Source organism: Isoptericola sp. NPDC057559, assembly GCF_042801555.1.
Classification (GTDB): Bacteria; Actinomycetota; Actinomycetes; order Actinomycetales; family Cellulomonadaceae; genus Isoptericola.
Genome location: NZ_JBHVFQ010000005.1, coordinates 195,763 through 220,726, shown reverse-complemented (window position 1 = coordinate 220,726; position 24,964 = coordinate 195,763). Strand labels below are relative to the sequence as shown.

The window sequence follows — 24,964 nt, the reverse complement described above, 5'->3', positions numbered from 1 at the left end:
CGCGAACGCGCCCACCGCGGCGAGCGCGTCGCTGACGCGCAGCCGCCCCGGCAGGCTCGCCACCGTGCCCGGCACCGCCTCCGCCCCCGCCGTCCGGCTCAGCCGATCCGGTCCAGGACGAGCGCGGCCGGCGCCACCGCCGCGTCGTCGACCGCCCAGTGCCCGTCGAGGGCGGCCAGGGCGCGGTCGAAGCGCTCGGGGGTGTCCGTGTGCAGCGTGAGGACCGGTTGCCCGGCGTCGACGCGCTCGCCGGGCCGGGCGTGGATCTCGACCCCGGCGCCGGCCTGCACCGGGTCCTCGCGCCGGGACCGGCCCGCGCCGAGCCGCCACGCGGCGAGGCCGACGGCGTAAGCGTCGAGGCGCGACACGACCCCGGCGCGGTCCGCGACCACGTCCCGGCGGTGCGCCGCGACCGGCAGCGGCGCGTCGGGGTCGCCGCCCTGCGCGGCGATCATGCGGCGCCAGACGTCCTTGGCGCGCCCGTCGGCGAGCGCCGCGCGTACCTCGGCCTCCGGCACGGGTCGGCCCGCTCCGGCGAGCATCTCGACGGCCAGCGCGACGGTGAGGTCGACGACGTCGGCGGGGCCGCCGCCGTCGAGCACCTCCACCGACTCACGGACCTCGAGCGCGTTGCCCGCGGTGCGCCCGAGCGGCACCTGCATGTCGGTGAGCAGCGCGACGGTCCGCACCCCGGCGTCCGTGCCGAGGTCGACCATCGTGCGGGCGAGCTCTCGGGCGGCGGCCAGGTCCTTCATGAAGGCGCCGGAGCCCACCTTGACGTCGAGCACGAGCGCGCCGGTGCCCTCCGCGATCTTCTTGCTCATGATCGAGCTCGCGATGAGGGGCACCGACTCCACCGTGCCCGTCACGTCGCGCAGCGCGTAGAGCTTCTTGTCCGCAGGGGCCAGGCCCGCCCCCGCCGCGCAGACCACCGCGCCGACGTCCTCGAGCTGGTCCATCAGCTCCGCGTTGCTCAGCGACGCGCGCCAGCCCGGGATCGCCTCCAGCTTGTCCAGCGTGCCGCCGGTGTGTCCCAGCCCGCGGCCCGAGAGCTGCGGCACCGCCACGCCGAACGACGCCACCAGGGGCGCGAGCGGCAGCGTGATCTTGTCGCCCACGCCGCCCGTGGAGTGCTTGTCCGCCGTGGGGCGCGACAGGCCGGAGAAGTCCATCCGCTCGCCGGACGCGATCATGGCGCCCGTCCAGCGCGCCACCTCCGGCCGGGTCATGCCCCGCAGGAGGATCGCCATCGCGAGGGCCGACATCTGCTCCTCCGCGACGGCGCCGCGGGTGTAGGCGTCGACGACCCAGTCGATCTGCGCGGCCTCGAGCGCCCCTCCGTCCCGCTTGGTCCGGATGACGTCGACGGCGTCGAACGGCTCGTTCCCCGGCGTGGTGCTCATGCTCCGCTGCCCTCTCGTTCGCTGGTGCGCCGCCGGTCCAGGTCGGGCGCGCCGAACGCGTCCGGCAGCACCTCGGCCATCGGCACGACGCCGCGCGCGGTCTCCACGAGCAGCGCCGGTCCGCCGTGCTCCCACAGCAGCTGGCGGCACCGCCCGCAGGGCATCAGCAGCTCGCCGGCGCCGTCCACGCAGGTGAAGGCGACCAGGCGGCCGCCCCCGCCCGTGACGAGCGCGGACACCAGCGAGCACTCGGCGCAGAGCGTCACCCCGTAGGCGGCGTTCTCCACGTTGCAGCCCACCACCACCCGGCCGTCGTCGACCAGTGCCGCGGCGCCCACGGGGAACGCCGAGTAGGGCGCGTACGCGCGGCCGACCACGTCGCGCGCCGCGGCGCGCAGGGCGTCCCAGTCGATCGACGGCTCGGGCACGGCTACTCCTTGGTGTAGGGGGTGCCCGACGCCGCGGGCGCCCGGGACTTGCCGACCAGGCCGGCCACGGCCAGCAGGGTCACCACGTACGGGAGCATCAGCATGAACTGGCTCGGCACGGGCGAGCCGACCACGGACAGCACGTTCTGCAGGTTCGTGGCGAAGCCGAACAGCAGGCCCGCGAGGGCCGCCCGCAACGGGTCCCACTTGCCGAAGATGACCGCGGCGAGGGCGATGAAGCCCGCGCCCGCCGTCATCTCGCGGCCGAACTGGTTGATCGACACCACGGTGTAGAACGCGCCGCCGAAGCCGACCACGGCGCCGCCGATGAGGACGGCACGGTAGCGGGTGCGCAGCACGTCGATGCCGACCGTGTCCGCCGCCTTCGGGTGCTCGCCCACCGCGCGGACGCGCAGCCCCCAGCGGGTGCGGAACAGGGCGTACCAGACCGCGGCGACCGCGACGAACATCAGGTACACGACGATGGTCTGGTTGAACAGGACCGGCCCGATGATCGGGATGCGCGAGAGCAGCGGGATCGGCAGGCGCTCGAAGCGGGTGGTCGAGTTGAGCGTCTCGGCGTTGGGGACGAGCACCTCGGAGTAGAAGAAGCTCGTCAGGCCGATCACCAGCACGTTGAGCACCACGCCCACGATCACCTGGTTCACCTTGTAGGTGATGGTGAAGACGCCCAGCACGAGCGCCACCAGCGCGCTCGCGACCACGGCCGCGAACAGGCCCGCCCACGGGCTGTTCGTCAGCGAGCCGACGATCGCGGCGACGAACGCCCCCGCGAGCAGCTGGCCCTCGATGGCGATGTTCACGACGCCGGCGCGCTCGCCCACGACGCCGCCGAGGGCGCCGTACACGAGCGGCACGGCGAGGCCGACGGCGCCGCCCAGCAGGCCGACGACCGACAGGTCGCGCGGGCTGCCCGCGGCGGCCCAGGCGAGGAAGCCCACCAGCAGCGCGGCCGCGAAGACCGCGATGGCCCAGGCGGGCACCCTCCGACCGGCGCGCGTGCGGACGACGGCGAACAGCAGCACGAGCAGCCCGATCGCCCCGCAGGCCCACGCGGTCGGCAGCGCCGGCACCACGATCGTGGGCAGGACGACGAAGTCGTTGCTGGTCGAGAGCGCGAACCGCGCGTCGCCCTCGTGGGGCGCCAGCAGCAGGAGCAGCGCGTACAGGGCGAGGACGACCGCGAGGCCGACGACGGCCTTCCACGACACCCTGGCCACGGTGCGCGGCGCGGACTCGGTGGCGGCGGGGCCCGCCGCGTCGACGGTCGTGGCGGTCATGCCCGTCCCTCCTCGGTGGCGGCGGCCGCGGCGCGGCGGCGGTCGCGGCGGGTCTCACGCCGGCGGGGTGTGCGGTCGGGCTGCGGCAGCCGGAAGATCGCCCGCACCAGCGGCGGCGCCGCGATGAACAGCACGATCAGGGACTGCACGACGAGCACGATCTCGATGGGGATGCCCTGCGCGGCCTGCATCGCCGAGCCGCCGGCCTTGAAGCCGCCGAACAGGATGCCGGCGCCGAGCACGCCCCACGGCGACGAGCCACCGAGCAGCGCGACGGTGATCGCGTCGAAGCCGATGCCCGCGTCGATGTCGACGCTGAAGCCGGTGGTCACGGTGCCCAGCACCTGCTGGACGCCCGCGAGGCCGACCAGGCCACCGGCGAAGAGCATGACGAGCACCGTGGTGCGCGAGACGTCGATGCCCGCGACCCGCGCGGCCTTGGGGTTCTCCCCCACCGCGCGGAACGCGAAGCCGGCGCTGGACCGGTTGAGCAGCCACCACACGCCGACGACGGCGACGAGCGACAGCACGAAGCCCCAGTGCAGGTTGTACGACGGGCCGAGCAGCGGCGGCAGCACGGCCGAGTCCTGCATCGGCGGCGTCTTCGGGTTCGCGGAGCCCGGGGCCTGCATGAGCCCCGGCGTCGCGAGGAAGTACGACAGCAGGTAGAACGCCACGTAGTTGAGCATGATCGTGACGATCACCTCGTGAGCGCCCGTGCGTGCCTTGAGCAGGCCGGCGATCCCGGCCCACAGGGCGCCCGCGGCGATGCCGGCCACGAGGCACAGCAGCATGTGCCACGGGAACGGCAGCCCGGTGACGCCGAAGCCGATCCAGCCGGCGGCGGTCGCGGCCATGAGCATCTGCCCCTGACCACCGATGTTGAACAGGCCCGCGCGGAACGCCAGCGCGACGCCGAGGCCGGCCGCGATGAGCGGCGTGGCGTTCGTCAGCGTCTGCGTCAGCGGGCGGATGCCCTGCGCGAACGAGTCCGCGCCGAAGTTGTAGACCGCGCCCTGGAACAGCGCGGAGTAGGCGCCGCCCACGGCCTGGCCGATCGCGCTGAGCGTGTCGCTCGGCCGCGAGAAGAAGTACGGCGCCGCGGCGAGCACGTTCTCGTCGGTCACGATGATGAGGATCGAGCCGGCGACGATCGCCAGGACGATGGCGCCGAGCGCCACGACCCAGCCACCGGACGTCGCCCGGCGCATCGCGTCGCGCCACCGGTCGCCGGAGTCCTCCACCGCGGGGGCCGCGACCCGCGCGACCTCCTGCTCGAGCTCCTCCGCGAGCCCGGGCTCCGCCTCGGCGTCGACCGCGTCGATCGCCTCGCCCAGCGGCGAGTCGGGGTCGACGTCGGCGGCGGCCAGGTCGGGCGCGGTGCCGTTCGTCGTGCTCTCGGTGCCGGTGCTCCCGCTGCCGGTGCCCTCGGTGCCGGGGGTGCCCGGGGCGGTGCCGTCCGGCTCCGCGCCGTCGGGCCGGGGCGTCTCGCCGCTCACGCCGCGTCTCCTTCGTTCTCGGGACCCGTCGGCGACGCGTCCTCGGGCGCGACGCCGGCCATCATGAGGCCGAGCACGTCGCGCGGGGTCGTCGCCGGGACGATGCCGACCACCCGGCCGCGGTACATGACCATGATCCGGTCGGCGAGGGCGACGGCCTCGTCGAGCTCGGTGGACACCACCACCACGGGGATGCCCGTGTCCCGGGTCTCGACGATCCGCTTGTGGATGAACTCGATCGACCCGACGTCGACGCCCCGGGTCGGCTGGGCCGCGACCAGCAGGCTCAGCTCGCGGGAGAGCTCGCGCGCGAGGACGACCTTCTGCTGGTTGCCGCCCGACAGGCGGCCCACGCGGGTCTCGATGCCCTGCGTGCGCACGTCGAACTCCGCGACCTTCTCGCGGGCGAACTCGTCGCGGACGGCGAGCTGCAGCGCCCCGCGCCGCACGAACGGCGGTCCGTCGGTGCGGTCCAGCACGAGGTTCTCGGCGATGGTGAACTCGCCCACCAGGCCGTCCTCGTTGCGGTCCTCGGGGACGAAGCCGACACCCGCGTCGAGGATGCGGCGCACGGACCGGCCCACGAGCTCCGTGCCGTCCAGCCGGACGCTGCCGGTCACCGCGGGCTGAAGGCCGACCAGCGCCTCGGTGAGCTCGGTCTGCCCGTTGCCCTGCACGCCGGCGACGACGAGCACCTCGCCGCCGCGGACGGTGAAGGTCACGTCGTCCACCAGCACCTGGCCGTCGGAGCCCTCGACCCGCAGGTCCGCGACCTCGAGCGCGTGGTCCGTGGGGCGCGGCGCGTCCTTGCTCACCGTCAGCTCGACGGCGCGGCCCACCATGAGGGAGGCGAGCTCGCCGTCCGTCGCGGTGGGGCTGGCCTCGCCGACGATCTTGCCGTGTCGCACGACCGTGATGCGGTCGGCGACGGCCCGGACCTCGCGCAGCTTGTGCGTGATGAAGACGATCGCGGCGCCCTCGTCCCGCAGCTGGCGCATGATCGCCATCAGCTCGTCGGTCTCCTGGGGCGTCAGCACGGCGGTCGGCTCGTCGAAGACCAGCACGTCCGCGTCGCGCGACAGCGCCTTGATGATCTCGACCCGCTGCTGCACGCCCACGGGGAGGTCCTCGACGACCGCGTCGGGGTCGACGTGGAAGCCGAACCGGCCCGCGATCTCCGTGACCCGGCTGCGCGCGCTGTCCAGGTCGAGCACCCCGCCGGACCGCGTCGACTCGTGCCCGAGCATGACGTTCTCGGCCACGGTGAACACCGGGACGAGCATGAAGTGCTGGTGGACCATGCCGATGCCGGCCGCCATCGCGTCGCCCGGCCCCTCGAACGCCTGGACCTCGTCGTCCAGGAGGATCTCGCCCTCGTCGGCCTGGTACAGGCCGTAAAGCACGTTCATCAGGGTGGACTTGCCGGCGCCGTTCTCGCCCAGCAAGCAGTGGATCTCGCCCGGCTGCACCACCAGGTCGATGTGGTCGTTCGCCACGAGCGCGCCGAAGCGCTTCGTGATGCCTCGTAGCTCGAGCCTCATGCTCTGCCTTTCGTCCTTCGAGGATCAGTCGAGGAGTCGTCGGTGGCCAGGATCGACGTACCGTCGTCAGCCTCTCACCGGGGCGGCGTCGTCGCCGCCCCGCATACGTCGTGCGCGGGCCCCGGGGTGTTCCCGCGGGGCCCGCGCACGAGCGTCATCGGTGTGTCGAGCGGTCGGTCACTCCTGGCCGGAGAGGTACGACTTGACCGTCACGTCGCCGTCGATGATCTTCTGCTGCAGGTCCTTGACCTCGTCCATGAGGGCGGGGTCGACCTTGTCCTCGAAGTTGTGCAGCGGGGCGATGCCGACGCCGCCGTTCTCGAGGGTGCCGATGTACGTCGTCGGGTCGAAGCTGCCCTTGCCGGCGGCCAGGACGGCGTCGTGCGTCGAGACGTCCATCTTCTTGAGGATCGACGTCAGGACGTAGTCCTGGGTCGACGGGTCGGACTCGTAGAAGTCGGCGTCGACACCGATGAGGGCGATGTCCTTGCCGGAGTCCTGGATCGCCGCGATGGCGGACTGGTAGATCGGGCCACCGACGGGCAGGAGCACGTCCACGCCCTGGTCGATGATGTTCTGCGCCGTGGTCTTCGCGGTCTCGTTGGCCTCGAAGCCGCCCGTGAACGAGCCCTCCTCGCCACCGGAGAAGCCGACGACCTCGACCTTGGTGCCCTTGGTCTCGTTGTAGTACTCGACGCCCTGCTTGAAGCCGTCCATGAAGATGGTCACGGTCGGGTACGGCTGACCGCCGAAGGTGCCGACCTTGCCCGCCTCCGAGTAGCCCGCCGACAGGTAGCCCGCGAGGAACGCGGCCTGCGCGGTGTCGTAGAGGAGCGGCTTGATGTTCGGGGCGTCCGTCTTGCCGTCGAAGTCCGCGTCCGCGGCGTCGTCGACGATGATGTACTCGGTCTCCGTGTTGGCGTTCGCCGACTCGATGGTCGCGGCGGAGAGCGCGAAGCCGACCGACACGATCGTGTTGCAGTTCTGCCCGACGAGGGACTCGAGGTTCGGCTTGAAGTCGCTCTCCGACTGCGACTGGACCGAGACGAGCTTGGTCCCGAGCTCCTCGGCGGCCTGCTGCGCGCCCTCGAAGCTCAGCTGGTTGAAGCTCTTGTCGTCGAACCCGCCCTGGTCCGAGACGATGCACGGCTTGAAGTCGCTCGCCGCGGCGGTGCCGCTGCCCGACCCGCCGGACTCCTCCGGGGCCTCCGCACAGGCCGCCAGCGCGAGCGCGGCGACGCCGGCGAGGGCGGTGAGCTGGATCGCTCTCTTCACCTGTCGCTCCTGTCGATCGATCGTCGGGCCAGGATCGTCCGGCCCGTCACCGACGTGAGCCTAGTCATCGGCGACCGCGCCGAGAACCGCAAGCGGTGAACCTGCAGGAGTCGTTACCGAAGCGGTATCGACGCGGCACCTGACGGGAACACGCAGGCAACTTTCCGGTGCCTCAGGGCTGCAACGCGAAACGTCCCAGCAGGCGGGCCCCGATGGCGATCGACCGCTCGTCGACCACCAGGTCGCCGCGGTGGATGTCGTAGCGCCGCTCCCCCGGCGTCGCGGTGCCCAGCCGCGCCATCGCCCCCGGCGCCTTGGTGAGGTACCAGGCGAAGTCCTCGCCGCCCAGCGACTGCTCCGTGAGCACCACGCCGTCGGGCCCGAGCACCGCCTCCCCCGCCGCCTCGAGCGCGCCCGTCACCGCCGCGTCGTTGTCGACCGGCGGGACGCCGCGCGCGTGCCGCACCGTCACGTCCACCTCGTACGGGGCCACGACCTGCTCGACCGCGTCGTGCAGCACCTGGCCTGCCCGCTCCCACGCGCGCACGTCGAGGCAGCGCAGCGTGCCGCCCACGGTGCCCGTGGCCGGGATCGCGTTGTGCGCGTTGCCCGCGTGCACGGCGCCCCACGTGAGGTTCACGCCCGAGCGCGGGTCGAGGCGCCGGCCCAGCACGGCGGGCACCTGGGTGATGACCTGGCCCAGCGCGTACACGACGTCGCCGGTCAGGTGGGGGCGCGAGGTGTGGCCGCCGGTCGACGACAGGGTCACCGTCACGGTGTCCGACGCCGACGTGATCGGCCCGATGCGGGTGCCGATCTGCCCGACGTCGAGCTTGGGCTCGCAGTGCACGGCCGCGATGCGGTCCACGCCGTCGAGCACGCCCTGGGCGATGACGTCGTGCGCGCCGCCCGGCATGACCTCCTCGGCCGGCTGGAAGACGAGCCGCACGCCGCGCTCGAGCAGGCCCTCGTCGGCCAGCGCCGCCAGGGCGAGACCGGCGCCCAGCACGACGGTGGTGTGCACGTCGTGACCGCAGGCGTGCGCGACGCCCGGCACCACGGAGCGGAACGGCAGCCCGCAGGAGTCGTCGAGCGGCAGCGCGTCGATGTCGGCGCGCAGGGCCACCCGGCCGCGGCCGTCGGCCGAGCGCTCCGGCCCGATGTCGCAGACGAGCCCCGTGCCCTCCAGCAGGCGGGGCTCGAGCCCGGCGGCGCGCAGCCGGTCGGCCACCAGGGCGGTGGTGCGCACCTCCTCGCGCGCGAGCTCCGGGTGCGCGTGCACGTCGCGCCGGACGTCGATCAGCTCCGCCTCGAGGGCGGCCACGGCGGCGTCGAGGCGCTCCCCCGCGCTCACAGCAGGTCCTCCCGCCCCTGGGCGCGGACGGCGTCCACCATGCTGCGCACCTGCTGGGCGCGGGCCCGGGTGGTGACGAGCAGGGCGTCCGGGGTGTCCACCACGACGACGTCGTCGATGCCCAGCAGCGTCACGAGGCGGTCTCCGCCGGGGACGACGACCGAGCCGGCCGACTGCACGCGCACGACGTCGGCGGGGTCGCCGAGCACCTTGGACCCGCTGTCGTCGTCCGACGGCAGGAGGGCCGCGAGCGAGTTGAAGTCGCCGACGTCGTCCCAGCCGAACGTGCCGGGCACGACGGCGACGCCGCCCTCGGCGGCCACCGGCTCGGCCACGGCGTGGTCGATCGCGATCTTCTCCAGGCCGGGCCACACCTGGGCGACGACCTCGGCGCGCCGCGGCGTGTCCCACGCCGCGGCGACCGTGCGCAGGCCGTCGTGCAGGGCGGGCCGCAGGCGGGCGAGGTGCCCGAGGAGGACGGACGAGCGGGCGACGAAGATGCCGGCGTTCCAGCGGTACTCGCCGGAGGCCACGTACGCCCGGGCCGTCGTGGCGTCCGGCTTCTCGGTGAAGCCGCGCGCGTGCAGCGCGCTCGGCGCGCCCTCGACGCCGAGCGGGTCGCCGCTGCGCACGTAGCCGAACGCCACGGACGGGCGCGAGGCCGCGATCCCGATCGTCGCGACGTAGCCCGCGCGCGCGGCCTCGACCGCCTCCCGCACGGCGCCGTCGAAGGCCGCCGAGCCGGACACGACCTGGTCGGCCGCGAACGAGCCGACGACGACGTCCCCGTGCCGCTGCTCGAGCACGGCGGCCGCGAGGCCGATGGCCGCCATCGAGTCGCGCGGGGACGGCTCGGCGAGCACGGCGTCGTCGCCGAGCTCGGGGAGCTGCTCGCGCGCCGCGGCCACGTGCTGCTCCCCCGTGACGAGGACCACCCCGCCGGGGCCGGTCAGCGGCTGCAGCCGGTCGACCGTGCCCTGCAGCAGGGTGCGGCCGGCGCCGGTGAGGTCGTGCAGGAACTTGGGCGCGCCCGCCCGGGACAGCGGCCACAGGCGGGTGCCCGCGCCCCCCGCCGGGACCACGGCGAAGAACCCGGGGACGGGTCGGGAAGTCATGTCCGCAGCATAGTGACGCGTGCTGACGGCGGCGGCTCGCGCGACGTCAACCCTGTGGGATGGGTCACGAAACGCCCCGGGGCGTCCCGGTTTGCCGGATCTCGTGCGCCAGGAGCCGACCGGATGTCACTACAGTGGCCGTGAACGGAATCCACACAGAATCCGCCAACGGAGGCTCCCCCCGTGCCTACAGCACCTGCTGGCACGCTCTACCGCGGCCGTGAAGGCATGTGGTCCTGGGTCGCGCACCGCGTGACCGGCGTGCTCATCTTCTTCTTCCTGCTCGTGCACATCCTGGACACAGCGCTGGTCCGGGTGTCGCCCGAGGCCTACAACGCCGTGATCGGGACGTACCAGACGCCGATCATGGGACTCGGGGAGGCCGGCCTCGTGGCCGCGATCGTCTTCCACGCGTTCAACGGCATCCGCGTGATCCTGGTCGACTTCTGGGCCAAGGGCCCGAAGTACCAGAAGGCCATGCTCTGGGTCGTCGTCGGCCTGTTCGTCGTGACCATGGCCGGCTTCCTGCCGCGGCACCTCATGAACGTCTTCGGAGGTGGGCACTGATGGCTCAGACCCAGACCCCGTCCGCGATCGCCGCCCCGCGGTCCCCGTACACGCGTCGCAAGACCACCCGCGGCAACTTCGAGCTGTACAGCTGGGTGTTCATGCGGGCGTCGGGCGTCGTGCTGCTCGTGCTCGTCTTCGGGCACCTGTTCGTCAACCTCATGGTGGGCGACGGCGTGCACGCCATCGACTTCGCCTTCGTCGGCGGCAAGTGGTCCTCCCCGTTCTGGCAGGTCTGGGACCTGCTGATGCTGTGGCTCGCGATGATCCACGGCACCAACGGCGTGCGCACGATCATCAACGACTACGCCCAGCGCGACACGACGCGCGGCGTACTCAAGGTGCTGCTGTACCTGGCGTTCACGATCGTCGTCGTGCTCGGCACCCTCGTGATCTTCACGTTCAACCCGTGCCCGCCGGGTGCCCCGGCCGACCTCCTGCCGTCGATCTGCTTCCCGAACTAAGGACTGGCTCCCCCGATGCAGACACATCAGTACGACGTCGTCATCGTCGGCGCAGGCGGCGCCGGCATGCGCGCGGCGCTGGAGGCCTCCGGCGAGGCCCGCACCGCCGTCATCTCGAAGCTCTACCCCACCCGCTCCCACACCGGTGCCGCCCAGGGCGGCATGGCGGCGGCCCTCGCGAACGTCGAGGAGGACAACTGGGAGTGGCACACGTTCGACACCGTCAAGGGCGGTGACTACCTGGTCGACCAGGACGCTGCGGAGATCCTCGCGAAGGAGGCCATCGACTCGGTCCTCGACCTGGAGAAGATGGGCCTGCCGTTCAACCGCACGCCCGAGGGTCGCATCGACCAGCGCCGGTTCGGCGGGCACACGCGCGAGCACGGCCAGGCCGCGGTGCGCCGCGCCTGCTACGCCGCGGACCGCACCGGCCACATGATCCTGCAGACGCTCTACCAGAACTGCGTGAAGCAGCAGGTGGAGTTCTACAACGAGTTCTACGTGCTCGACCTGCTCACCGACCACGACCTCACCACCGAGGACCTGGCCGACGGCGCCGAGGTCAACGCGACGGGCGTCGTGGCCTACGACCTGGCCAGCGGCGAGATCCACATCTTCCAGGCGAAGGCGATCATCTTCGCCACCGGCGGCGCGGGCAAGATCTTCAAGACCACGTCGAACGCGCACACCCTCACGGGCGACGGCATGGCGCTGGCCTACCGGCGCGGCCTGCCGCTCGAGGACATGGAGTTCTTCCAGTTCCACCCGACAGGCCTCGCCGGCCTCGGGATCCTCCTCTCGGAGGCGGCCCGCGGCGAGGGCGGCATCCTGCGCAACTCGGAGGGCGAGCGCTTCATGGAGCGCTACGCCCCCACCATCAAGGACCTCGCGCCGCGCGACATCGTCGCCCGGTCGATGGCCAACGAGGTGCGCGAGGGCCGCGGCGCCGGCCCCAACAAGGACTACGTGCTGCTCGACCTGACGCACCTGGAGCCCGCGCACATCGACGCGAAGCTCCCGGACATCACCGAGTTCGCGCGTACCTACCTGGGCATCGAGCCCTACACCGAGCCGGTGCCCGTGTACCCCACGGCGCACTACGCGATGGGCGGCGTCCCGACCAACATCCAGGGCGAGGTGCTCCGCGACAGCCACAACGTCGTCAAGGGCCTCTACGCCGCGGGCGAGGTCGCGTGCGTGTCCGTGCACGGCTCGAACCGCCTGGGCACCAACTCGCTGCTCGACATCAACGTCTTCGGCAAGCGCGCCGGCCGCTCGGCCGCCGCCTACGCCAAGACGGTCGCGCAGCACGCGGAGCTCCCGGAGGCCCCGTCCGCCCGCGTCGAGGCCCAGCTCGCGGAGATGCGCGACCGGCCCGACGGCGAGCGCGTGGCCGAGGTCCGCAAGGCGCTCCAGGAGACCATGGACGCGAACGCGCAGGTCTTCCGCACCGGCGACTCGCTGAACGAGGCCCTGGCGGAGATCCGCGAGCTGCAGAAGCGGTACCGGAACGTCTCCGTGCAGGACAAGGGCAAGCTGTTCAACACGGACCTGCTCGAGGCGATCGAGCTCGGCTTCCTGCTGGACATCGCCGAGGTGACCGTCGTCGCGGCGATCAACCGCAAGGAGTCGCGCGGCGGGCACTACCGCGAGGACTTCCCCGCGCGGGACGACGCCAACTACATGCTGCACACGATGGCGTACCGCCGTCCGACGTCGGCCTCCGACGCCGCCGACGGGCACGTCGCGGGCTACTTCGACCACGTCGAGGACTTCGGGGACTACAAGGTCGTCCTCGGGTCCAAGCCCGTCACCCAGACGCGCTACGAGCCGATGGAGCGGAAGTACTGATGACTGCTGTTCTCGAGAACCCCGCCACCGAGCCGAAGGCCGGTGCGATCCCCAGCTTCGAGGTCACGCTCCGCGTCCGGCGGTACAACCCCGAGTCGGAGCACGGCGAGGAGTCGACCTGGGACGACTTCACCGTCCAGGTGCACGGCACGGACCGCGTGCTCGACGCGCTGCACAAGATCAAGTGGGAGCAGGACGGGAGCCTGACGTTCCGCCGGTCCTGCGCCCACGGCGTGTGCGGCTCCGACGCGATGCGCATCAACGGCCGCAACCGCCTGGCCTGCAAGACGCTCCTCAAGGACATCAACCCGGACAAGCCGATCACGGTCGAGCCCATCAAGGGCCTGCCCGTGGTCAAGGACCTCGTGGTCGACATGGAGCCGTTCTTCGCCTCCTACCGCGAGATCATGCCGTTCCTCATCACGTCCGGGAACGAGCCGACCCGCGAGCGGCTCCAGTCCGCCGAGGACCGCGAGCGCTTCGACGACACCACCAAGTGCATCCTGTGCGCCGCGTGCACGTCGTCCTGCCCGGTGTTCTGGACCGACGGGCAGTACTTCGGCCCGGCCGCGATCGTCAACGCGCACCGGTTCATCTTCGACAGCCGCGACGAGGGCGCCACGCAGCGCCTGGAGATCCTCAACGACAAGGAGGGCGTGTGGCGCTGCCGCACGACCTTCAACTGCACCGAGGCCTGCCCGCGCGGCATCGAGGTCACCAAGGCCATCCAGGAGGTCAAGCGCGCCATGATCACGCGCGCGTTCTGACCCCCCGGCCCCTGCGGCCGACCCGGCGGACGCTCGACATCCGCATGGCGTAGGAGCCCCGTCGTACCCCGCGTACGACGGGGCTCCACGGCTTTCCGGACCCCTGGCCGCGGCGCACCACGCGCTCGATCTCCGCGGCGTCCCGCATCGCGGCGACCTCGGCCTCCGCGTGCGCGATCTCGTCCAGCCGGGGCGGGTCGTAGATCCACGCGCACATCAGCAGCAGCACCCGCGCGACGAAGTTCACCAGCACGAGCACGGTCACGAGGCCCGCGAACGCCGCGAGGAAGGCGTTGCGCTCCGCGCCGGCGGCCACGACCGACGTCCCCGCCCACCGCAGCGCCCCCGCGACGACCCCGGCCGCGAGGCACCCGAGGACGAAGTCCCGGCGGCGCCTTGGGCGGACCCGGGCCACCACCCGCACCACGAGGTACACCAGCAGGGCGTCGAGCACGACCCCGACCGCGGCCGTCCCGAGCGCGGTGAGCTGGGCCACGAGGAACGACGTCCCGAACAGCTCCTCGACCTGACGGCTGAACGTCTGCGACAGGATGCTCGCCGCGGCGGAGGCCACGATCATCGCGCCGAGGATGACGAAGCCCAGCAGCTCCCAGACCTTCGACAGCACGGGGCTGACGCCCACCACGGGCTGGTCGAACATCGACCGCACCGAGATGCGCAGGGCGCGCATGAACCCGATCGCGGTCCAGAGGAAGACGACGGCGGCGATGACGCTCGCCCACGAGACCGCGGAGGTGAGCACCAGGTCGCTGGGCGTGAGGACGCCCGTCGAGTCCGGGCTCGTCTTGATGAGGCCGGGGAGCCAGTCGTTGATCTGCTCGAAGACCTCCTCCTGCAGCTCCGGCCGCCCCGCCAGCACCCGCGAGAACACGGTGAAGCCGATCGTCAGGGCGGCGAAGAGGGAGAAGATGGCCGTGTAGGCGATGCCGCCGCACAGGAGGGCTCCGCGCCGGTCGACGTACCAGTACCACGCCCGGACCGGCCGGAGGCTCTTGAACCACTGGTACGCGACGACGGACCGGCTCTTGGCCTGCACGAGTCGGTCGTTCACAGACGCGACCCTAGGGAGCCGAATGCTCCCCCGCGAGCCGGAACGAGCGTTGCGGACGCCACACGCCGTCGTCGCCGTGCTCGTACTGCCACAGGCGGTCCACCTCGAACACCCCGTCGAAGTCGGCCATCTCGACGAAGGCGCGGTCCAGGTCGGCCTCGGTGACCTCGTGGGCGACGGTGACGTGCGGGTGGTAGTTGAACCGCAGGTCCTGCGCCAGCACGCCCGACCGGGCGGCCGTCTCGAGCTGCTCGCACTCCGCGATGCCCTCGGCCAGCGACACGAACACGACCGGCGAGATCGGGCGGAAGGTGCCCGCCCCGCGCAGGTGCACCCGGAAGGGCGCCGTCTCCGACGCCACCTTCTCCAGGTGCTCCGCCACGGCGTCGAGCAGCGACTCGTCGACCACCGTGGGGCCGATCACCGTGATGTGCGGCGGGATGGCGTTCGCCAGCGGGTCGCCGAGCCGCGCCCGCGCCTCCTGGAGCTGCGTCCCGTACGGCTCGGGCACCGCGATGGCGACGCCGATCCGCACCTGGGCAGGCCCGCGGTCTGGGAAGTTCACCGGGCGCCTCGCGGCAGCAGGCCGAACCGGTCGTAGACCCGGTCGAGCACCGGGCGCGCGATGTCCCGCGCGCGCTCCGCGCCGTCGGCCAGCACCTTGTCGAGCTGCGCCGGGTCCGCCAGGTAGGTCTGGGCCCGCGTCTGGAACGGCTCGAGGAAGGCGACGACGGCGTCGGCCAGGTCCACCTTGAGGTAGCCGTAGCCACGGCCGTCGTACTCGGCGGCGATCTCGTCGACGCCGCGGCCCGTGACGGCCGAGAAGATCGTGAGCAGGTTGGAGATGCCCGGCTTGGCGACCGGGTCGTAGCGCACGCCGTAGGACTCGTCCGCGTCCGTGACGGCGGACTTGATCGCCTTGACGGCCTTCTTCGGGTCCTCGAGCAGCCAGACGACGCCCTTGCCGCCCGCGTTCGACTTGCTCATCTTGGCCGTGGGCTCCTGCAGGTCCTGGATCTTCGCCACGGCCTTGACGATGTGCGCCTCGGGAACGACGGCCGTGCCCTCGCCGAAGCGGGCGTTCAGCCGCGTCGCGAGGTCGCGGGTGAGCTCGAGGTGCTGGCGCTGGTCCTCGCCGACCGGCACCAGCGCCGTGTCGTACAGGAGGATGTCGGCGGCCATGAGCACCGGGTACGTGAACAGGCCCACGGTGGTGCCGTCCGAGCCCTGCTTGGCCGACTTGTCCTTGAACTGCGTCATCCGGCCGGCCTCGCCGAAGCCGGTCTGGCACGACAGGAGCCACGCGAGCTCCGCGTGCTCGGCCACGTGCGACTGGACGAACAGGATCGAGCGCTCGGGGTCGATGCCGCCCGCGAGGTACTGCGCGGCCGTGCGGCGGGTGCGCTCGCGCAGCGACGCCGGGTCCGGGTTCACCGTCAGGGCGTGCAGGTCGACGACGCAGTACAGCGCCTCGTGGCCGTCCTGGAGGGCCACCCACTGGGCCAGCGCGCCCAGGTAGTTCCCGAGGTGCAACGACCCGTCGGTCGGCTGCATGCCGGAGAAGATGCGGGGCAGCCCCGGCGCGGACGCTCCGCGCTCCGGGGACGGTGAGGTGGCGACGTCGGGCATGGCGTCCATTGTGGCAGGTCGTCCGGGTCGGTCGAAAACCGGTCCAGGAGGACGGGGCCGCGGCGAGACCGCTACGTGGCCTCGTCGTCGAACGGGGCCGGCACGGTGACCGCCGCCTGGTCCGAGGTGCTGGTCGCGGCGGAGCCCGCGGCACCGCCGGCCGTGCCCGCGGTCGCCGCGGCGGCCGCGGCCGGGGCGGGAGCCCGCGCGGGTACGTCGTCGTCGTCGTCCATCAGCGCCTCGCGCACGATGCGGCGCGGGTCGTACTGGCGGGGGTCCAGCTTGGACCAGTCCACGTCCTGGAACTCCGGCCCGAGCTCGGTGTCCACCCGCTCCTTCGCGTCCCGGAGCATGCTCCGACCGCGCTTCACGAAGGACGCGAGCTGGGCGGCATACCCGGGGAGGCGCTCGGGTCCGATCAGCAGGACGGCGAGCACCACGATGATGAGGAACTCACCGCCGTTGATGTCGAACACGGGAGCAGCCTAACGCCCGCGGGCGGTGCTGTGGACGTCGCGCCAGGACCTGGTCCCGGACGTCACTCGGACTCGCGCTCCTGCAGCACGACGCGCACGTCCCGCTCCTGCCCGTCGGTGCGCACGCGCAGCGTCACCGCGTCGCCCGGCTGGCGCGCGCGGATGGCCACGATGAGCGCGTCGCTCATGGTCACGGGCCTGCCGTCCACCGAGAGGATCACGTCGCCGGGCCGGATGCCGGCCCGGTCGGCGGGGCCGTCGGGGGTCACCGCCGCCTGCCCCTGCCGGGAGGCGTCGGAGACCTTGACGCCCTCGCCCGCGTACGACGTGTCGAGCAGGGCCCCGATCACCGGGTAGGTGGCGTGCCCGGACTCGATGAGCTGCTCGGCCGTGTGCCGCGCCTGCGCCGAAGGGATCGCGAAGCCGAGGCCGATGTTGCCGGTGGCGGCCAGCGCGCCCGGGGGCTGCGCGATCGCCGAGTTGATCCCCACGACCTCGCCGTCGGCGTCGATCAGCGGCCCGCCGGAGTTCCCCGGGTTGATCGCGGCGTCGGTCTGGATCGCGTCGATGAACGCGGTGGTCGCTCCCCCGGTCTCGTCGCCCGCCTGCACCGGCCGGTGCAGCGCGCTGACGATCCCGGTCGTCACGGTCGAGTCCAGGCCCAGGGGCGCGCCCACGGCGAGCACCGGGTCGCCGACGACCACCTCGTCGGAGTCGCCGAGGACGAGCGGCTCCAGCCCGTCCTCGTCCACCTTGATCACGGCGAGGTCGTAGTCCGCGGTGCGCCCGACGACCTTCGCGTCGCGCTCGCGCCCGTCCGAGAAGGTCACGCGGGCCGAGCCCTTGCCGCCCGTCGGTGCGACGACGTGGTTGTTCGTGAGGATGTAGCCGTCCTCGCGCAGCACGAACCCGGAGCCGGTCGACACACCGTCGGCGCCCGTCACCTGGATCGACACGACGCTCGGGAGGACGTCCGCGGCGAGCGCGGCGACCGACCCGTCGGGGCGCGCGGCCCCCGCGGAGGCACCCGTCGCCGCGTTCCCCGTGCCGGACGTCGGCAGCGCCGCGTCCGTGGGCCGACCGTCGTCGAGCGCGTCGGAGATCCGTCCGCCCGCGAAGCCGCCCACGGCGCCCGCCACCAGGGCGAGCGCCACGACGGCGGCCGTGCCCGGGCGGCGGCGGCGCGCCGACGCCGCGGCGGGGGCGCGCACCGTGCCGAGCGCGGTCGCCGTCGGCTCGCCGTGGTCCACGGCAGGCCCGGCGTGCTCCGCGGCGGGCCGGGGCGGCACGCCCGAGGGCGTCGAGGACAGCGTCGGCGGGAACGGCGACGCGGGGAGGGCGGGGACGACCGGCACGACGGGCGGCGCCGGCTCCGCGGGGTGCGCCGGCGGCTCGGGCGGGGCGAACAGGTCGTCGTCGTCGGGGCGGGACGGTGCGGTCATCGGCGCCAGAGGGCTCCTGTCATGGTGGTCCAGCCGCGGGAGATCTCGTCCAGCACGCCGGCGTCGTCGCCCGTCGAGGTGCCCGGGAACGCGGCGACGAGCTCGGCGAGCGCGTCGGCGGGGAGGTCGGACGCGAGGTCGAACGCCGTGTCGCCGGACTGCCAGGCGACGTGCCACGGGTCGCTCGACAGCACGCGCAGGTCGTGGTCGCGCACCTCGAGGGCGCCCGACCCGGCGACGCTCGTGCCGCCGACGGCGGCCGCCTCCAGGTCCGCGAGCCGGCCCTGGCGCAGGCACACGACGGCGTTGCCGTCCGGCCCGGACACGTCCAGCTCCACCGATCCGGTGGACGACCCGTCGGTCGCGGTGCAGCCGTCGCCGCGCAGGGCGGTGATGGTGTAGCCGGCGGGCAGCGCCGAGGGGGCGGCCCAGCCGTGCTCGGACAGCCACGCCAGCGACGCCGCGGTGCTCGCGCGCGCGGCGGCCGCGTCCCCCGCGCCGACCGGCTCGGCGCCCGCCAGCAGCGTGAGGGCAGCTGCCCGCGACGGGTCAGGGCTCACGACCGGGACCTGGCCCAGCACGAAGAGCGCCACACCGAGCACGCCCACCCCGCCCGCGCCGACGGCGACGAGGCGCCGCGTGCGGTGCCGGCGGCGCGCACCGAGCTGCCCGGAGAGCGTCGGGGCCCAGGCGGCGGGCCGCTCCCAGCCGACCGCGGTGCCGCGGTCGCGCAGCGGGTCGCCCGCCGTCGAGGGGATCGAGGCGGACAGCGCCAGCAGCCGGTCCGTGAGCGCCGGGTCGGGCGCCACGTCGCAGGCCCCGGCGAGGGCGCGGTGCGCCGCCCGGGCGGCGTCGAGCTCCGCGGCGCAGCGCTCGCAGCCCGCGACGTGCACGAGCGCGCGCTCGGTCGACGCGACGTCGAGCTGGCCGTCGGCGAGGTCGCTCACCCACGGCCCGAGGTGGCCGCTCCCGGTGTAGCCCGTCACGACGCCACCCCACCGCTCGCGTCCCGCGCCGTCACCTCCGCGCGACGGTGCTCCAGCGCGTCCCGGAGCTGCGCGCGGGCCCGGTGGATGCGGGAGCGGACCGTGCCGAGCTTGATGCCCAGCGTGACGGCGATCTCCTCGTAGCTGAGGCCCTCGATGTCGCAGAGCACGACGGCGGCGCGGTACTCGGGGCGCAGCGCGTCGAGCGCGGCCTGCACGTCGTGGTCCAGGTTCGCGTGCTCGAAGCCCCGCTCGGGTCGGCCGTGGTCCTCCGGCGCGGCCACCCGGGCGGCGTCGTCGCCCATGGCCTCCATGCGGATGCGCTTGCGCCGGCGGACCTGGTCGAGGAAGAGGTTGGTCGTGATGCGGTGCAGCCAGCCCTCGAACGTGCCCGGGGTATAGCTGGACAGCGAGCGGAAGACGCGCAGGAACGTCTCCTGGGTCAGGTCCTCGGCGTCCTGCCGGTTGCCGCTCAGCCGGTACGCGAGCCGGTAGACGCGCGCCGAGTGCTCGCGCACGATCTCGTCCCACGTGGGGGGCGTCCAGGCGGCGTCCTCGGGCGCGCCGAAGGCCGCCTCGGCGGGGGCCTCGGGCACGTCCTGCACGGGAGCGGGGTCGGTCGTCATCATCACCATCGTCCCACGGCAACGTCCGGGCACGCCTCGACGTTCCCGCGTACGATCACCGCAGCATCACCCCGCGCCGGCCGCCCCGCCGGCGACCCCGCCGTGGAGGACCCGCCATCAGCACCGACGTCGACGCCCGCAGCGGCCGCACCGCTGCCTGGGCCTACAGCGAGGCCTTCGTCCCCGAGGACGACGTGCTGCTGCGCGCCCGCGAGCGCGCCGCGGAGCTGGGCTGCCACGCGGCCTCGCCGGGCACCGGCGCGCTCCTGCAGGTGGTGGCCGCCTCCCTCGGCGCGCGGGCCGTGGTCGAGGTCGGCACGGGCACGGGGGTCGCCGCCCTCTGGATGCTGCGCGGCATGCCCGCCGACGGCGTCCTCACGACGATCGACGCGGAGCTCGAGCACCAGCGGGCGGCGAAGCGGGCGTTCGCCGAGGCGGGGATCCGGCCGGCCCGCACGCGGACCATCCCGGGACGCCCTGCGGACGTCCTGCCGCGCCTCACCGACGGCGCGTACGACCTGGTGCTCGTCGGGGCCGACCCGCACGCCTACCCCGAGTACGTCGAGGCCGGGCTGCGGCTGCTGCGCCCCGGGGGCGTGCTCGCCGTCGACGGCGCCCTGCACGGCGGGCGCGTGCCCGACCCGGCTCGCCGCGACGAGGTCACCACCGTGGTGCGCGACGTCGGCCGCTCCCTGCGCGCCGACGACCGGGTGGTCTCGGCGCTCACGCCCTCCGGGGACGGGCTGCTGCTCGCCGTGCGGCGCTGAACCGGCCGCGCGACCAGGACACCGGCACGACACGGGCGCGACACGGGCACAAAAGGAACGAGCGCGGGGCGTCCGCCCCGCGCTCGCCGCGTCTGTCGCGTCCCCCGTCGTCAGGCGACGACGGCCTGGAGCGCCTCGCCCAGCTCGGTCGCCTCGGTGGCGTTCAGCTCCACGACCAGACGGCCGCCCCCCTCGAGCGGGACCCGCATGACGATGCCGCGTCCTTCCTTGGTGACCTCCAGCGGCCCGTCGCCCGTCCGCGGCTTCATCGCAGCCATCTGTGGCTCTCCATTCCGTTGTCCGGTTCCTCGGCCTGCCCCTGCCCGCTGTCCGCCGGTCGGCGGGAGCGGGCGGTGGCGTGCCCCACCATTCTAGTTCAGAACCTGCCCCTGACTTCCACACCCCGGACGCCTGCGATCGACTGGCGAGACCGGGGACCGTCAGGCCAGCCCACGCAGCACGGCGTGCGGGGGCGCCTCGTCGCGCACGGCCGCGACCAGGTCGAGCACGCGCCGGGTGGCGACGACGTCGTGCGCCCGGAAGACGGTCGCCCCCATCCAGGCGGCGAGGGCCGTGGCGGCCAGCGTGCCCTCGAGGCGGTCGTCGGGGCCGAGCCCCAGCGTCTCCCCCACGAAGTCCTTGCGGCTGAGCGCCATGAGCAGCGGGTAGCCCAGCCCGGCGAGCGCCTCCGTGCGGCGCAGGAGGTGCAGCGAGTGCCAGGTGTTCTTGCCGAAGTCGTGCGTCGGGTCCACCAGGACGGAGCGTGGCGGCACGCCGCACGCCACCGCCCGCGCGGCCGCCGCGCGCAGCGTCGCGACCGCGTCGTCGAGGACGCCGTCGCGCGGGTCGCCGCCCGCGCCCGGCGTCGGCGGGTACTCGACGCGGTAGGGGTCGGTGCGCGGCACGGCCCCGCCCGTGTGCGAGCAGACGACGCCGACGCCCGCCGCGCCGGCGACCTCGACCAGCCCGGGGTCGTGGCCCGCCCAGGTGTCGTTCACGAGGTCCGCGCCGGCCGCGACCACCTCGCGGGCGACGCCGGCCCGCCAGGTGTCGACCGACACGAGCAGGTCCGGGACCTGCTCGCGCAGCCGCGCGACGAACGGGACGACGCGGTCGATCTCCTCCGCCTCGCCGACCTCGGGGCCGACGCCGGCCCGGACCCCGCCCACGTCGAGGATCTGCGCGCCGTCCGCCCAGGCCTGGTGCGCGGCGGCGAGCGCGGCGCCCTCGTCGGGCTTGCGGGCCGGCGCGTAGAAGGAGTCCGTGGTGCGGTTGACGATGGCCATCACCACCGGCCGCAGCGCGCCGTCGGCCCCGCGGCCGACCTCGCGCCCGCGCAGCACCAGGGGCGTCCCCGCGGGCGGCGGGCCCGCCGGGCCCGTCACGAGCCGTCGGCGGTGGCGCGCGCCGCGAGCACGTGCCCACGCTCGACGACGTACTGGACCGCCTCGGCGGGCGAGTCCGTCAGGTGCATCAGGTCGAGGTCGTGCGGACCGATCATGCCGCGGTCCGCGACGGCGGTCCGCAGCCACTCGAGCAGACCACCCCAGTAGTCGGCGCCGACGAGCACGATGGGGAACTCGGTGACCTTGTGCGTCTGGACGAGGGTGAGGGCCTCGAACAGCTCGTCGAAGGTGCCGAACCCGCCCGGCAGCACGATGAAGCCCTGCGCGTACTTGACGAACATCGTCTTGCGGGCGAAGAAGTAGCGGAAGTTCACCCCGAGGTTGACGTGCTCGTTCATGCCCTGCTCGAACGGCAGCTCGATGCCGAGGCCGATGGACGTGCCGCCCGCCTTGTGCGCGCCGGCGTTCGCGGCCTCCATGATCCCGGGGCCGCCGCCCGTCATGACCGCGTACCCGGCCTCCGCCAGGAGCCGGCCCACCTCGACGGCGAGCCCGTAGTCCGGGTGGTCGGGCGACGTGCGCGCCGAGCCGAACACCGAGACCGCCGGACCCACCTCGGCGAGCGCGCCGAAGCCCTCGACGAACTCCGACTGGATCCGCATCACGCGCCACGGGTCGGAATGCACCCAGTCGGAGTCTCCCCCGCCGGACAGGAGGCGCTGGTCGGTGGTCTGGGCGGGGATCTCCTTCCCCCGCAGGAGCACGGGTCCCTTGCGGTAGCCGCGCCCCTTCTCGGGCACCCCGTCGTCGCCGCGGCCGGTGCCCGGGCCGCCTGGAGTGTTCGTCGCTCGCGTCATGCCACGAGCCTAGGCGCCCAGGAGCCAGGCGCGCAGGGCGTCGCGGCCGACCGCGAGGCGCGCGACGGGCAGCCGCTCGTCGTCCTTGTGCGCGAGCACCGGGTCGCCGGGGCCGAAGTTCACGGCGGGGATGCCCAGCTCGGCGAACCGCGCCACGTCCGTCCAGCCGTACTTGGGCTTCGGCTCGGTGCCCGTGGCGGCCTGGACGGCGGCCGCGAAGTCGGCCACCAGCGGGTCGTCGAGGCCCGGTCGGGCGCCCGGCGCCGCGTCCGTGACGACCACCTCGAAGCCCTCGAACAGCTCCCGGACGTGCGCCTCCGCCCCCGCGACGTCCAGGGACGGCGCGAAGCGGTAGTTGACGGTGACGGTGCAGGCGTCCGGCACGACGTTGCCCGCGATGCCGCCGCGGATGCCGACCGCGCCGAGGCTCTCCCGGTAGACCAGGCCGTCCACCTCGACCTCGCGGGCCTCGTACGCGGCGAGCCGCGCCAGCACCGGGGCGGCCGCGTGGATCGCGTTGACGCCCGCCCAGGCGCGGGCGGAGTGGGCGGCGACGCCGCGGGTGCGCACCTCGACGCGCAGCGTGCCGTTGCAGCCGCCCTCGATGCCGTTGTTGCTGGACTCCCCCAGGATCGCGAAGTCGCCCGCGAGCGCCTCGGGGTGGTTCCGCACCAGCCGGCCGAGCCCGCTGAGGGAGGCCTCGACCTCCTCGTGGTCGTAGAAGACGTACGTGACGTCGTGCACGGGCTCCGCGCCGGCGCGGCCGAGCTCGACGGCGAGGGCGAGGGCGATCGCCACGCCGCCCTTCATGTCGACGGTGCCGCGGCCCCACAGCTCGACCGTCCCGTCCTGCGCGGTCTCCCGCCGGGTCGGGAGGTTGGCGGGCTCGGTGAGCGGCACGGTGTCGAGGTGCCCGGCGATGACCACGCGCCGGTCGCGGCCGAGCCGCGTGCGCGCCACGAGCGCGTCGCCGTCGCGCAGCACCTCCAGGTGCGGCTGGGCGCGCAGCACGCGCTCCACGGCGTCCGCGAGCGCCGCCTCGTCGCCCGAGACCGACGGCACGTCGCACACCGCGGCCAGCAGGTCGACGAGGTCCGAGGACGCGACCGTCGCCGGGTCGAGCAGCGTGTCGAGGAGGCGGTCGAGGTCGGCGGCGGGGGCGGCTGTACGGTCCGTGGTCACGCGCACCATCGTGGCAGACCCGCCGACTACGCTGGGCGCATGACGACGCCTGCCTCCTCCCGCCCCGCCTGGGGCCTCGGTCTCGCCACGGTCGCCGACGACGGCAGAACGCTCGACGTCTGGTACCCCGCCCCCGTGCTGGGTGCGCCGCCGGAGTCGGACGTCGACATCCCGGTCGAGCTCGACGCCCTCACCGAGCGCGACGACGCGCGCCGGGTGGACGTCGTCGTCGTGCGCACGGTCATCGACCTCGATGCCCCGCCGGCGGACACCGCCGACGCGTACCTGCGCCTGCACCTGCTCTCGCACCGCCTGGTCGAGCCGCACGGCGCGAACCTCGACGGCCTGTTCGGCGTGCTGACCAACGTGGTGTGGACGTCGCACGGCCCGTGCTCCGTCGAGGGCTTCGAGGCCACCCGCCTGCGCCTGCGCGCCGACACCGGCCGGGCCGTCACCGTGTACGGCATCGACAAGTTCCCGCGCATGGTCGACTACGTCGTCCCCGCGGGCGTGCGCATCGCCGACGCCGACCGCGTGCGCCTGGGCGCGCACCTCGCCGCCGGCACCACGGTCATGCACGAGGGCTTCGTGAACTTCAACGCCGGCACGCTCGGCGCGTCGATGGTCGAGGGCCGCATCTCCGCGGGGGTCGTCGTGGGCGACGGGTCCGACGTCGGTGGTGGCGCGTCGATCATGGGCACGCTGTCCGGGGGCGGCAAGGAGGTCATCCGCGTGGGCGAGCGCTCCCTGCTGGGCGCCAACGCCGGCCTGGGCATCCCGCTCGGCGACGACTGCGTGGTCGAGGCCGGCCTCTACCTCACCGCCGGCACGAAGGTCACCGTGCTCGGCGAGATGGGGGCCGACGGCGACCCGCTCGTCGTCAAGGCCCGCGACCTGGCGGGCCGCGACAACCTGCTCTTCCGCCGCAACTCCCGCACCGGCACCGTCGAGGTGCTGGAGCGCGGCGGCGTGGGCATCGAGCTCAACGCCGCGCTGCACGCGAACTGAGCACCCCG

Annotated in this window: 25 protein-coding genes; 6 read left to right on the top strand and 19 right to left on the bottom strand. The window is 73.7% G+C overall.

Annotated elements, in window-relative coordinates; translation table 11 throughout:
- Positions 1–98: 98 nt before the first annotated feature.
- The 8 genes from ACFU5J_RS08135 to ACFU5J_RS08100 all read right to left on the bottom strand — a co-directional run bounded on the left by ACFU5J_RS08135 (position 99) and on the right by ACFU5J_RS08100 (position 9,916).
- Positions 99–1,403 carry a thymidine phosphorylase gene (locus tag ACFU5J_RS08135; protein ID WP_430578382.1) on the bottom strand — a complete coding sequence of 435 codons (1,305 nt, stop codon included), beginning with the start codon at positions 1,401–1,403 and terminating at the stop codon, positions 99–101.
- Positions 1,400–1,831 carry a cytidine deaminase gene (locus ACFU5J_RS08130; RefSeq protein WP_430578381.1) on the bottom strand — a complete coding sequence of 144 codons (432 nt, stop codon included), beginning with the start codon at positions 1,829–1,831 and terminating at the stop codon, positions 1,400–1,402. The genes ACFU5J_RS08135 and ACFU5J_RS08130 overlap by 4 nt, the downstream gene beginning before the upstream one ends.
- Positions 1,832–1,833: 2 nt before the next feature.
- Positions 1,834–3,132, bottom strand: a complete 1,299-nt coding sequence (locus ACFU5J_RS08125) for an ABC transporter permease (protein ID WP_430574918.1) — start codon at positions 3,130–3,132, stop codon at positions 1,834–1,836.
- The gene (locus ACFU5J_RS08120; RefSeq protein ID WP_430578380.1) at positions 3,129–4,631 is read right to left on the bottom strand and encodes an ABC transporter permease; all 1,503 of its coding nucleotides are present in this window, start codon (positions 4,629–4,631) and stop codon (positions 3,129–3,131) included. The genes ACFU5J_RS08125 and ACFU5J_RS08120 overlap by 4 nt, the downstream gene beginning before the upstream one ends.
- A complete protein-coding gene (locus tag ACFU5J_RS08115; protein ID WP_430574917.1) occupies positions 4,628–6,172 on the bottom strand; it encodes an ABC transporter ATP-binding protein in 1,545 nt (514 codons plus the stop codon). Before ACFU5J_RS08115 ends, ACFU5J_RS08120 begins: the two co-directional genes overlap by 4 nt.
- A 177-nt stretch (positions 6,173–6,349) precedes the next feature.
- On the bottom strand, positions 6,350–7,447 hold the full coding sequence (locus ACFU5J_RS08110; protein WP_430574916.1) for a BMP family protein: 1,098 nt from the start codon (positions 7,445–7,447) through the stop codon (positions 6,350–6,352).
- Between the two features lie 172 nt (positions 7,448–7,619).
- Positions 7,620–8,801, bottom strand: coding sequence for an amidohydrolase (locus ACFU5J_RS08105; RefSeq protein WP_430574915.1), 1,182 nt, complete (start codon positions 8,799–8,801; stop codon positions 7,620–7,622).
- Positions 8,798–9,916, bottom strand: coding sequence for a mannose-1-phosphate guanylyltransferase (locus ACFU5J_RS08100; RefSeq protein WP_430574914.1), 1,119 nt, complete (start codon positions 9,914–9,916; stop codon positions 8,798–8,800). The genes ACFU5J_RS08105 and ACFU5J_RS08100 overlap by 4 nt, the downstream gene beginning before the upstream one ends.
- A gap of 183 nt (positions 9,917–10,099) precedes the next feature.
- On the opposite strand from ACFU5J_RS08100, the gene sdhC reads away from it, so the two are divergent.
- The 4 genes from sdhC to ACFU5J_RS08080 are packed head-to-tail and all read left to right on the top strand — an operon-like array spanning position 10,100 to position 13,565.
- Entirely contained in the window at positions 10,100–10,483 is a 384-nt protein-coding gene (gene sdhC, locus ACFU5J_RS08095; protein ID WP_416342102.1) for a succinate dehydrogenase, cytochrome b556 subunit, read from the top strand.
- The gene (locus ACFU5J_RS08090; RefSeq protein WP_430574913.1) at positions 10,483–10,947 is read left to right on the top strand and encodes a succinate dehydrogenase hydrophobic membrane anchor subunit; all 465 of its coding nucleotides are present in this window, start codon (positions 10,483–10,485) and stop codon (positions 10,945–10,947) included. Before sdhC ends, ACFU5J_RS08090 begins: the two co-directional genes overlap by 1 nt.
- A 15-nt stretch (positions 10,948–10,962) precedes the next feature.
- On the top strand, positions 10,963–12,798 hold the full coding sequence (sdhA, locus tag ACFU5J_RS08085) for a succinate dehydrogenase flavoprotein subunit (protein WP_430578379.1): 1,836 nt from the start codon (positions 10,963–10,965) through the stop codon (positions 12,796–12,798).
- The gene (locus ACFU5J_RS08080; RefSeq protein ID WP_430574911.1) at positions 12,798–13,565 is read left to right on the top strand and encodes a succinate dehydrogenase iron-sulfur subunit; all 768 of its coding nucleotides are present in this window, start codon (positions 12,798–12,800) and stop codon (positions 13,563–13,565) included. Before sdhA ends, ACFU5J_RS08080 begins: the two co-directional genes overlap by 1 nt.
- Here ACFU5J_RS08080 and ACFU5J_RS08075 read toward each other — a convergent pair.
- The 7 genes from ACFU5J_RS08075 to sigE all read right to left on the bottom strand — a co-directional run bounded on the left by ACFU5J_RS08075 (position 13,549) and on the right by sigE (position 19,796).
- A complete protein-coding gene (locus ACFU5J_RS08075) occupies positions 13,549–14,637 on the bottom strand; it encodes a YihY/virulence factor BrkB family protein (RefSeq protein WP_430574910.1) in 1,089 nt (362 codons plus the stop codon). The genes ACFU5J_RS08080 and ACFU5J_RS08075 overlap by 17 nt on opposite strands.
- 10 nt (positions 14,638–14,647) lie before the next feature.
- Positions 14,648–15,202, bottom strand: a complete 555-nt coding sequence (locus ACFU5J_RS08070) for a 2'-5' RNA ligase family protein (protein ID WP_430574909.1) — start codon at positions 15,200–15,202, stop codon at positions 14,648–14,650.
- Positions 15,199–16,266, bottom strand: coding sequence for a tryptophan--tRNA ligase (trpS, locus tag ACFU5J_RS08065; protein WP_430574908.1), 1,068 nt, complete (start codon positions 16,264–16,266; stop codon positions 15,199–15,201). Before trpS ends, ACFU5J_RS08070 begins: the two co-directional genes overlap by 4 nt.
- 71 nt (positions 16,267–16,337) lie before the next feature.
- Entirely contained in the window at positions 16,338–16,742 is a 405-nt protein-coding gene (locus tag ACFU5J_RS08060) for a Sec-independent protein translocase TatB (protein ID WP_430574907.1), read from the bottom strand.
- A 62-nt stretch (positions 16,743–16,804) separates the two neighbouring features.
- A complete protein-coding gene (locus tag ACFU5J_RS08055; RefSeq protein ID WP_430578378.1) occupies positions 16,805–18,184 on the bottom strand; it encodes a S1C family serine protease in 1,380 nt (459 codons plus the stop codon).
- Positions 18,181–19,170: a zf-HC2 domain-containing protein gene (locus ACFU5J_RS08050; RefSeq protein ID WP_430578377.1), complete on the bottom strand. Its 990-nt coding sequence runs from the start codon at positions 19,168–19,170 to the stop codon at positions 18,181–18,183. Before ACFU5J_RS08050 ends, ACFU5J_RS08055 begins: the two co-directional genes overlap by 4 nt.
- Entirely contained in the window at positions 19,167–19,796 is a 630-nt protein-coding gene (sigE, locus tag ACFU5J_RS08045; protein WP_430574904.1) for an RNA polymerase sigma factor SigE, read from the bottom strand. The genes ACFU5J_RS08050 and sigE overlap by 4 nt, the downstream gene beginning before the upstream one ends.
- A gap of 194 nt (positions 19,797–19,990) precedes the next feature.
- Here sigE and ACFU5J_RS08040 point away from each other — a divergent pair, with 194 nt between their 5' ends.
- Positions 19,991–20,563 carry an O-methyltransferase gene (locus tag ACFU5J_RS08040; protein ID WP_430574903.1) on the top strand — a complete coding sequence of 191 codons (573 nt, stop codon included), beginning with the start codon at positions 19,991–19,993 and terminating at the stop codon, positions 20,561–20,563.
- A gap of 110 nt (positions 20,564–20,673) precedes the next feature.
- On the opposite strand, the gene ACFU5J_RS08035 is transcribed toward ACFU5J_RS08040, so the two are convergent.
- The 4 genes from ACFU5J_RS08035 to dapE form a co-directional block, all read right to left on the bottom strand.
- Complete coding sequence (locus ACFU5J_RS08035) at positions 20,674–20,841, bottom strand: DUF3117 domain-containing protein (protein WP_111249454.1); 168 nt, start codon at positions 20,839–20,841, stop codon at positions 20,674–20,676.
- Between the two features lie 162 nt (positions 20,842–21,003).
- The gene (gene folP / locus ACFU5J_RS08030) at positions 21,004–21,948 is read right to left on the bottom strand and encodes a dihydropteroate synthase (RefSeq protein ID WP_430578376.1); all 945 of its coding nucleotides are present in this window, start codon (positions 21,946–21,948) and stop codon (positions 21,004–21,006) included.
- Complete coding sequence (locus ACFU5J_RS08025; RefSeq protein WP_430574901.1) at positions 21,945–22,766, bottom strand: TIGR00730 family Rossman fold protein; 822 nt, start codon at positions 22,764–22,766, stop codon at positions 21,945–21,947. The genes folP and ACFU5J_RS08025 overlap by 4 nt, the downstream gene beginning before the upstream one ends.
- A gap of 9 nt (positions 22,767–22,775) precedes the next feature.
- Positions 22,776–23,957 (bottom strand): succinyl-diaminopimelate desuccinylase, encoded by a 1,182-nt coding sequence (gene dapE / locus ACFU5J_RS08020; protein ID WP_430574900.1) that lies wholly within the window; start codon positions 23,955–23,957, stop codon positions 22,776–22,778.
- A 30-nt stretch (positions 23,958–23,987) separates the two neighbouring features.
- On the opposite strand from dapE, the gene dapD reads away from it, so the two are divergent.
- On the top strand, positions 23,988–24,956 hold the full coding sequence (gene dapD, locus ACFU5J_RS08015; RefSeq protein ID WP_430578375.1) for a 2,3,4,5-tetrahydropyridine-2,6-dicarboxylate N-succinyltransferase: 969 nt from the start codon (positions 23,988–23,990) through the stop codon (positions 24,954–24,956).
- Positions 24,957–24,964: the final 8 nt, after the last annotated feature.

Coding starts and splice junctions, on each gene's coding strand:
- ACFU5J_RS08135 (WP_430578382.1), bottom strand. CDS start 1,403: ATGAGCACCACGCCGGGGAACGAGCCGTTCGACGCCGTCGACGTCATC.
- ACFU5J_RS08100 (WP_430574914.1), bottom strand. CDS start 9,916: ATGACTTCCCGACCCGTCCCCGGGTTCTTCGCCGTGGTCCCGGCGGGG.
- sigE (WP_430574904.1), bottom strand. CDS start 19,796: ATGACGACCGACCCCGCTCCCGTGCAGGACGTGCCCGAGGCCCCCGCC.
- trpS (WP_430574908.1), bottom strand. CDS start 16,266: ATGCCCGACGTCGCCACCTCACCGTCCCCGGAGCGCGGAGCGTCCGCG.
- ACFU5J_RS08090 (WP_430574913.1), top strand. CDS start 10,483: ATGGCTCAGACCCAGACCCCGTCCGCGATCGCCGCCCCGCGGTCCCCG.
- ACFU5J_RS08055 (WP_430578378.1), bottom strand. CDS start 18,184: ATGACCGCACCGTCCCGCCCCGACGACGACGACCTGTTCGCCCCGCCC.
- ACFU5J_RS08035 (WP_111249454.1), bottom strand. CDS start 20,841: ATGGCTGCGATGAAGCCGCGGACGGGCGACGGGCCGCTGGAGGTCACC.
- dapD (WP_430578375.1), top strand. CDS start 23,988: ATGACGACGCCTGCCTCCTCCCGCCCCGCCTGGGGCCTCGGTCTCGCC.
- ACFU5J_RS08115 (WP_430574917.1), bottom strand. CDS start 6,172: ATGAGGCTCGAGCTACGAGGCATCACGAAGCGCTTCGGCGCGCTCGTG.
- ACFU5J_RS08025 (WP_430574901.1), bottom strand. CDS start 22,766: ATGACGCGAGCGACGAACACTCCAGGCGGCCCGGGCACCGGCCGCGGC.
- ACFU5J_RS08125 (WP_430574918.1), bottom strand. CDS start 3,132: ATGACCGCCACGACCGTCGACGCGGCGGGCCCCGCCGCCACCGAGTCC.
- dapE (WP_430574900.1), bottom strand. CDS start 23,957: ATGGTGCGCGTGACCACGGACCGTACAGCCGCCCCCGCCGCCGACCTC.
- sdhA (WP_430578379.1), top strand. CDS start 10,963: ATGCAGACACATCAGTACGACGTCGTCATCGTCGGCGCAGGCGGCGCC.
- ACFU5J_RS08080 (WP_430574911.1), top strand. CDS start 12,798: ATGACTGCTGTTCTCGAGAACCCCGCCACCGAGCCGAAGGCCGGTGCG.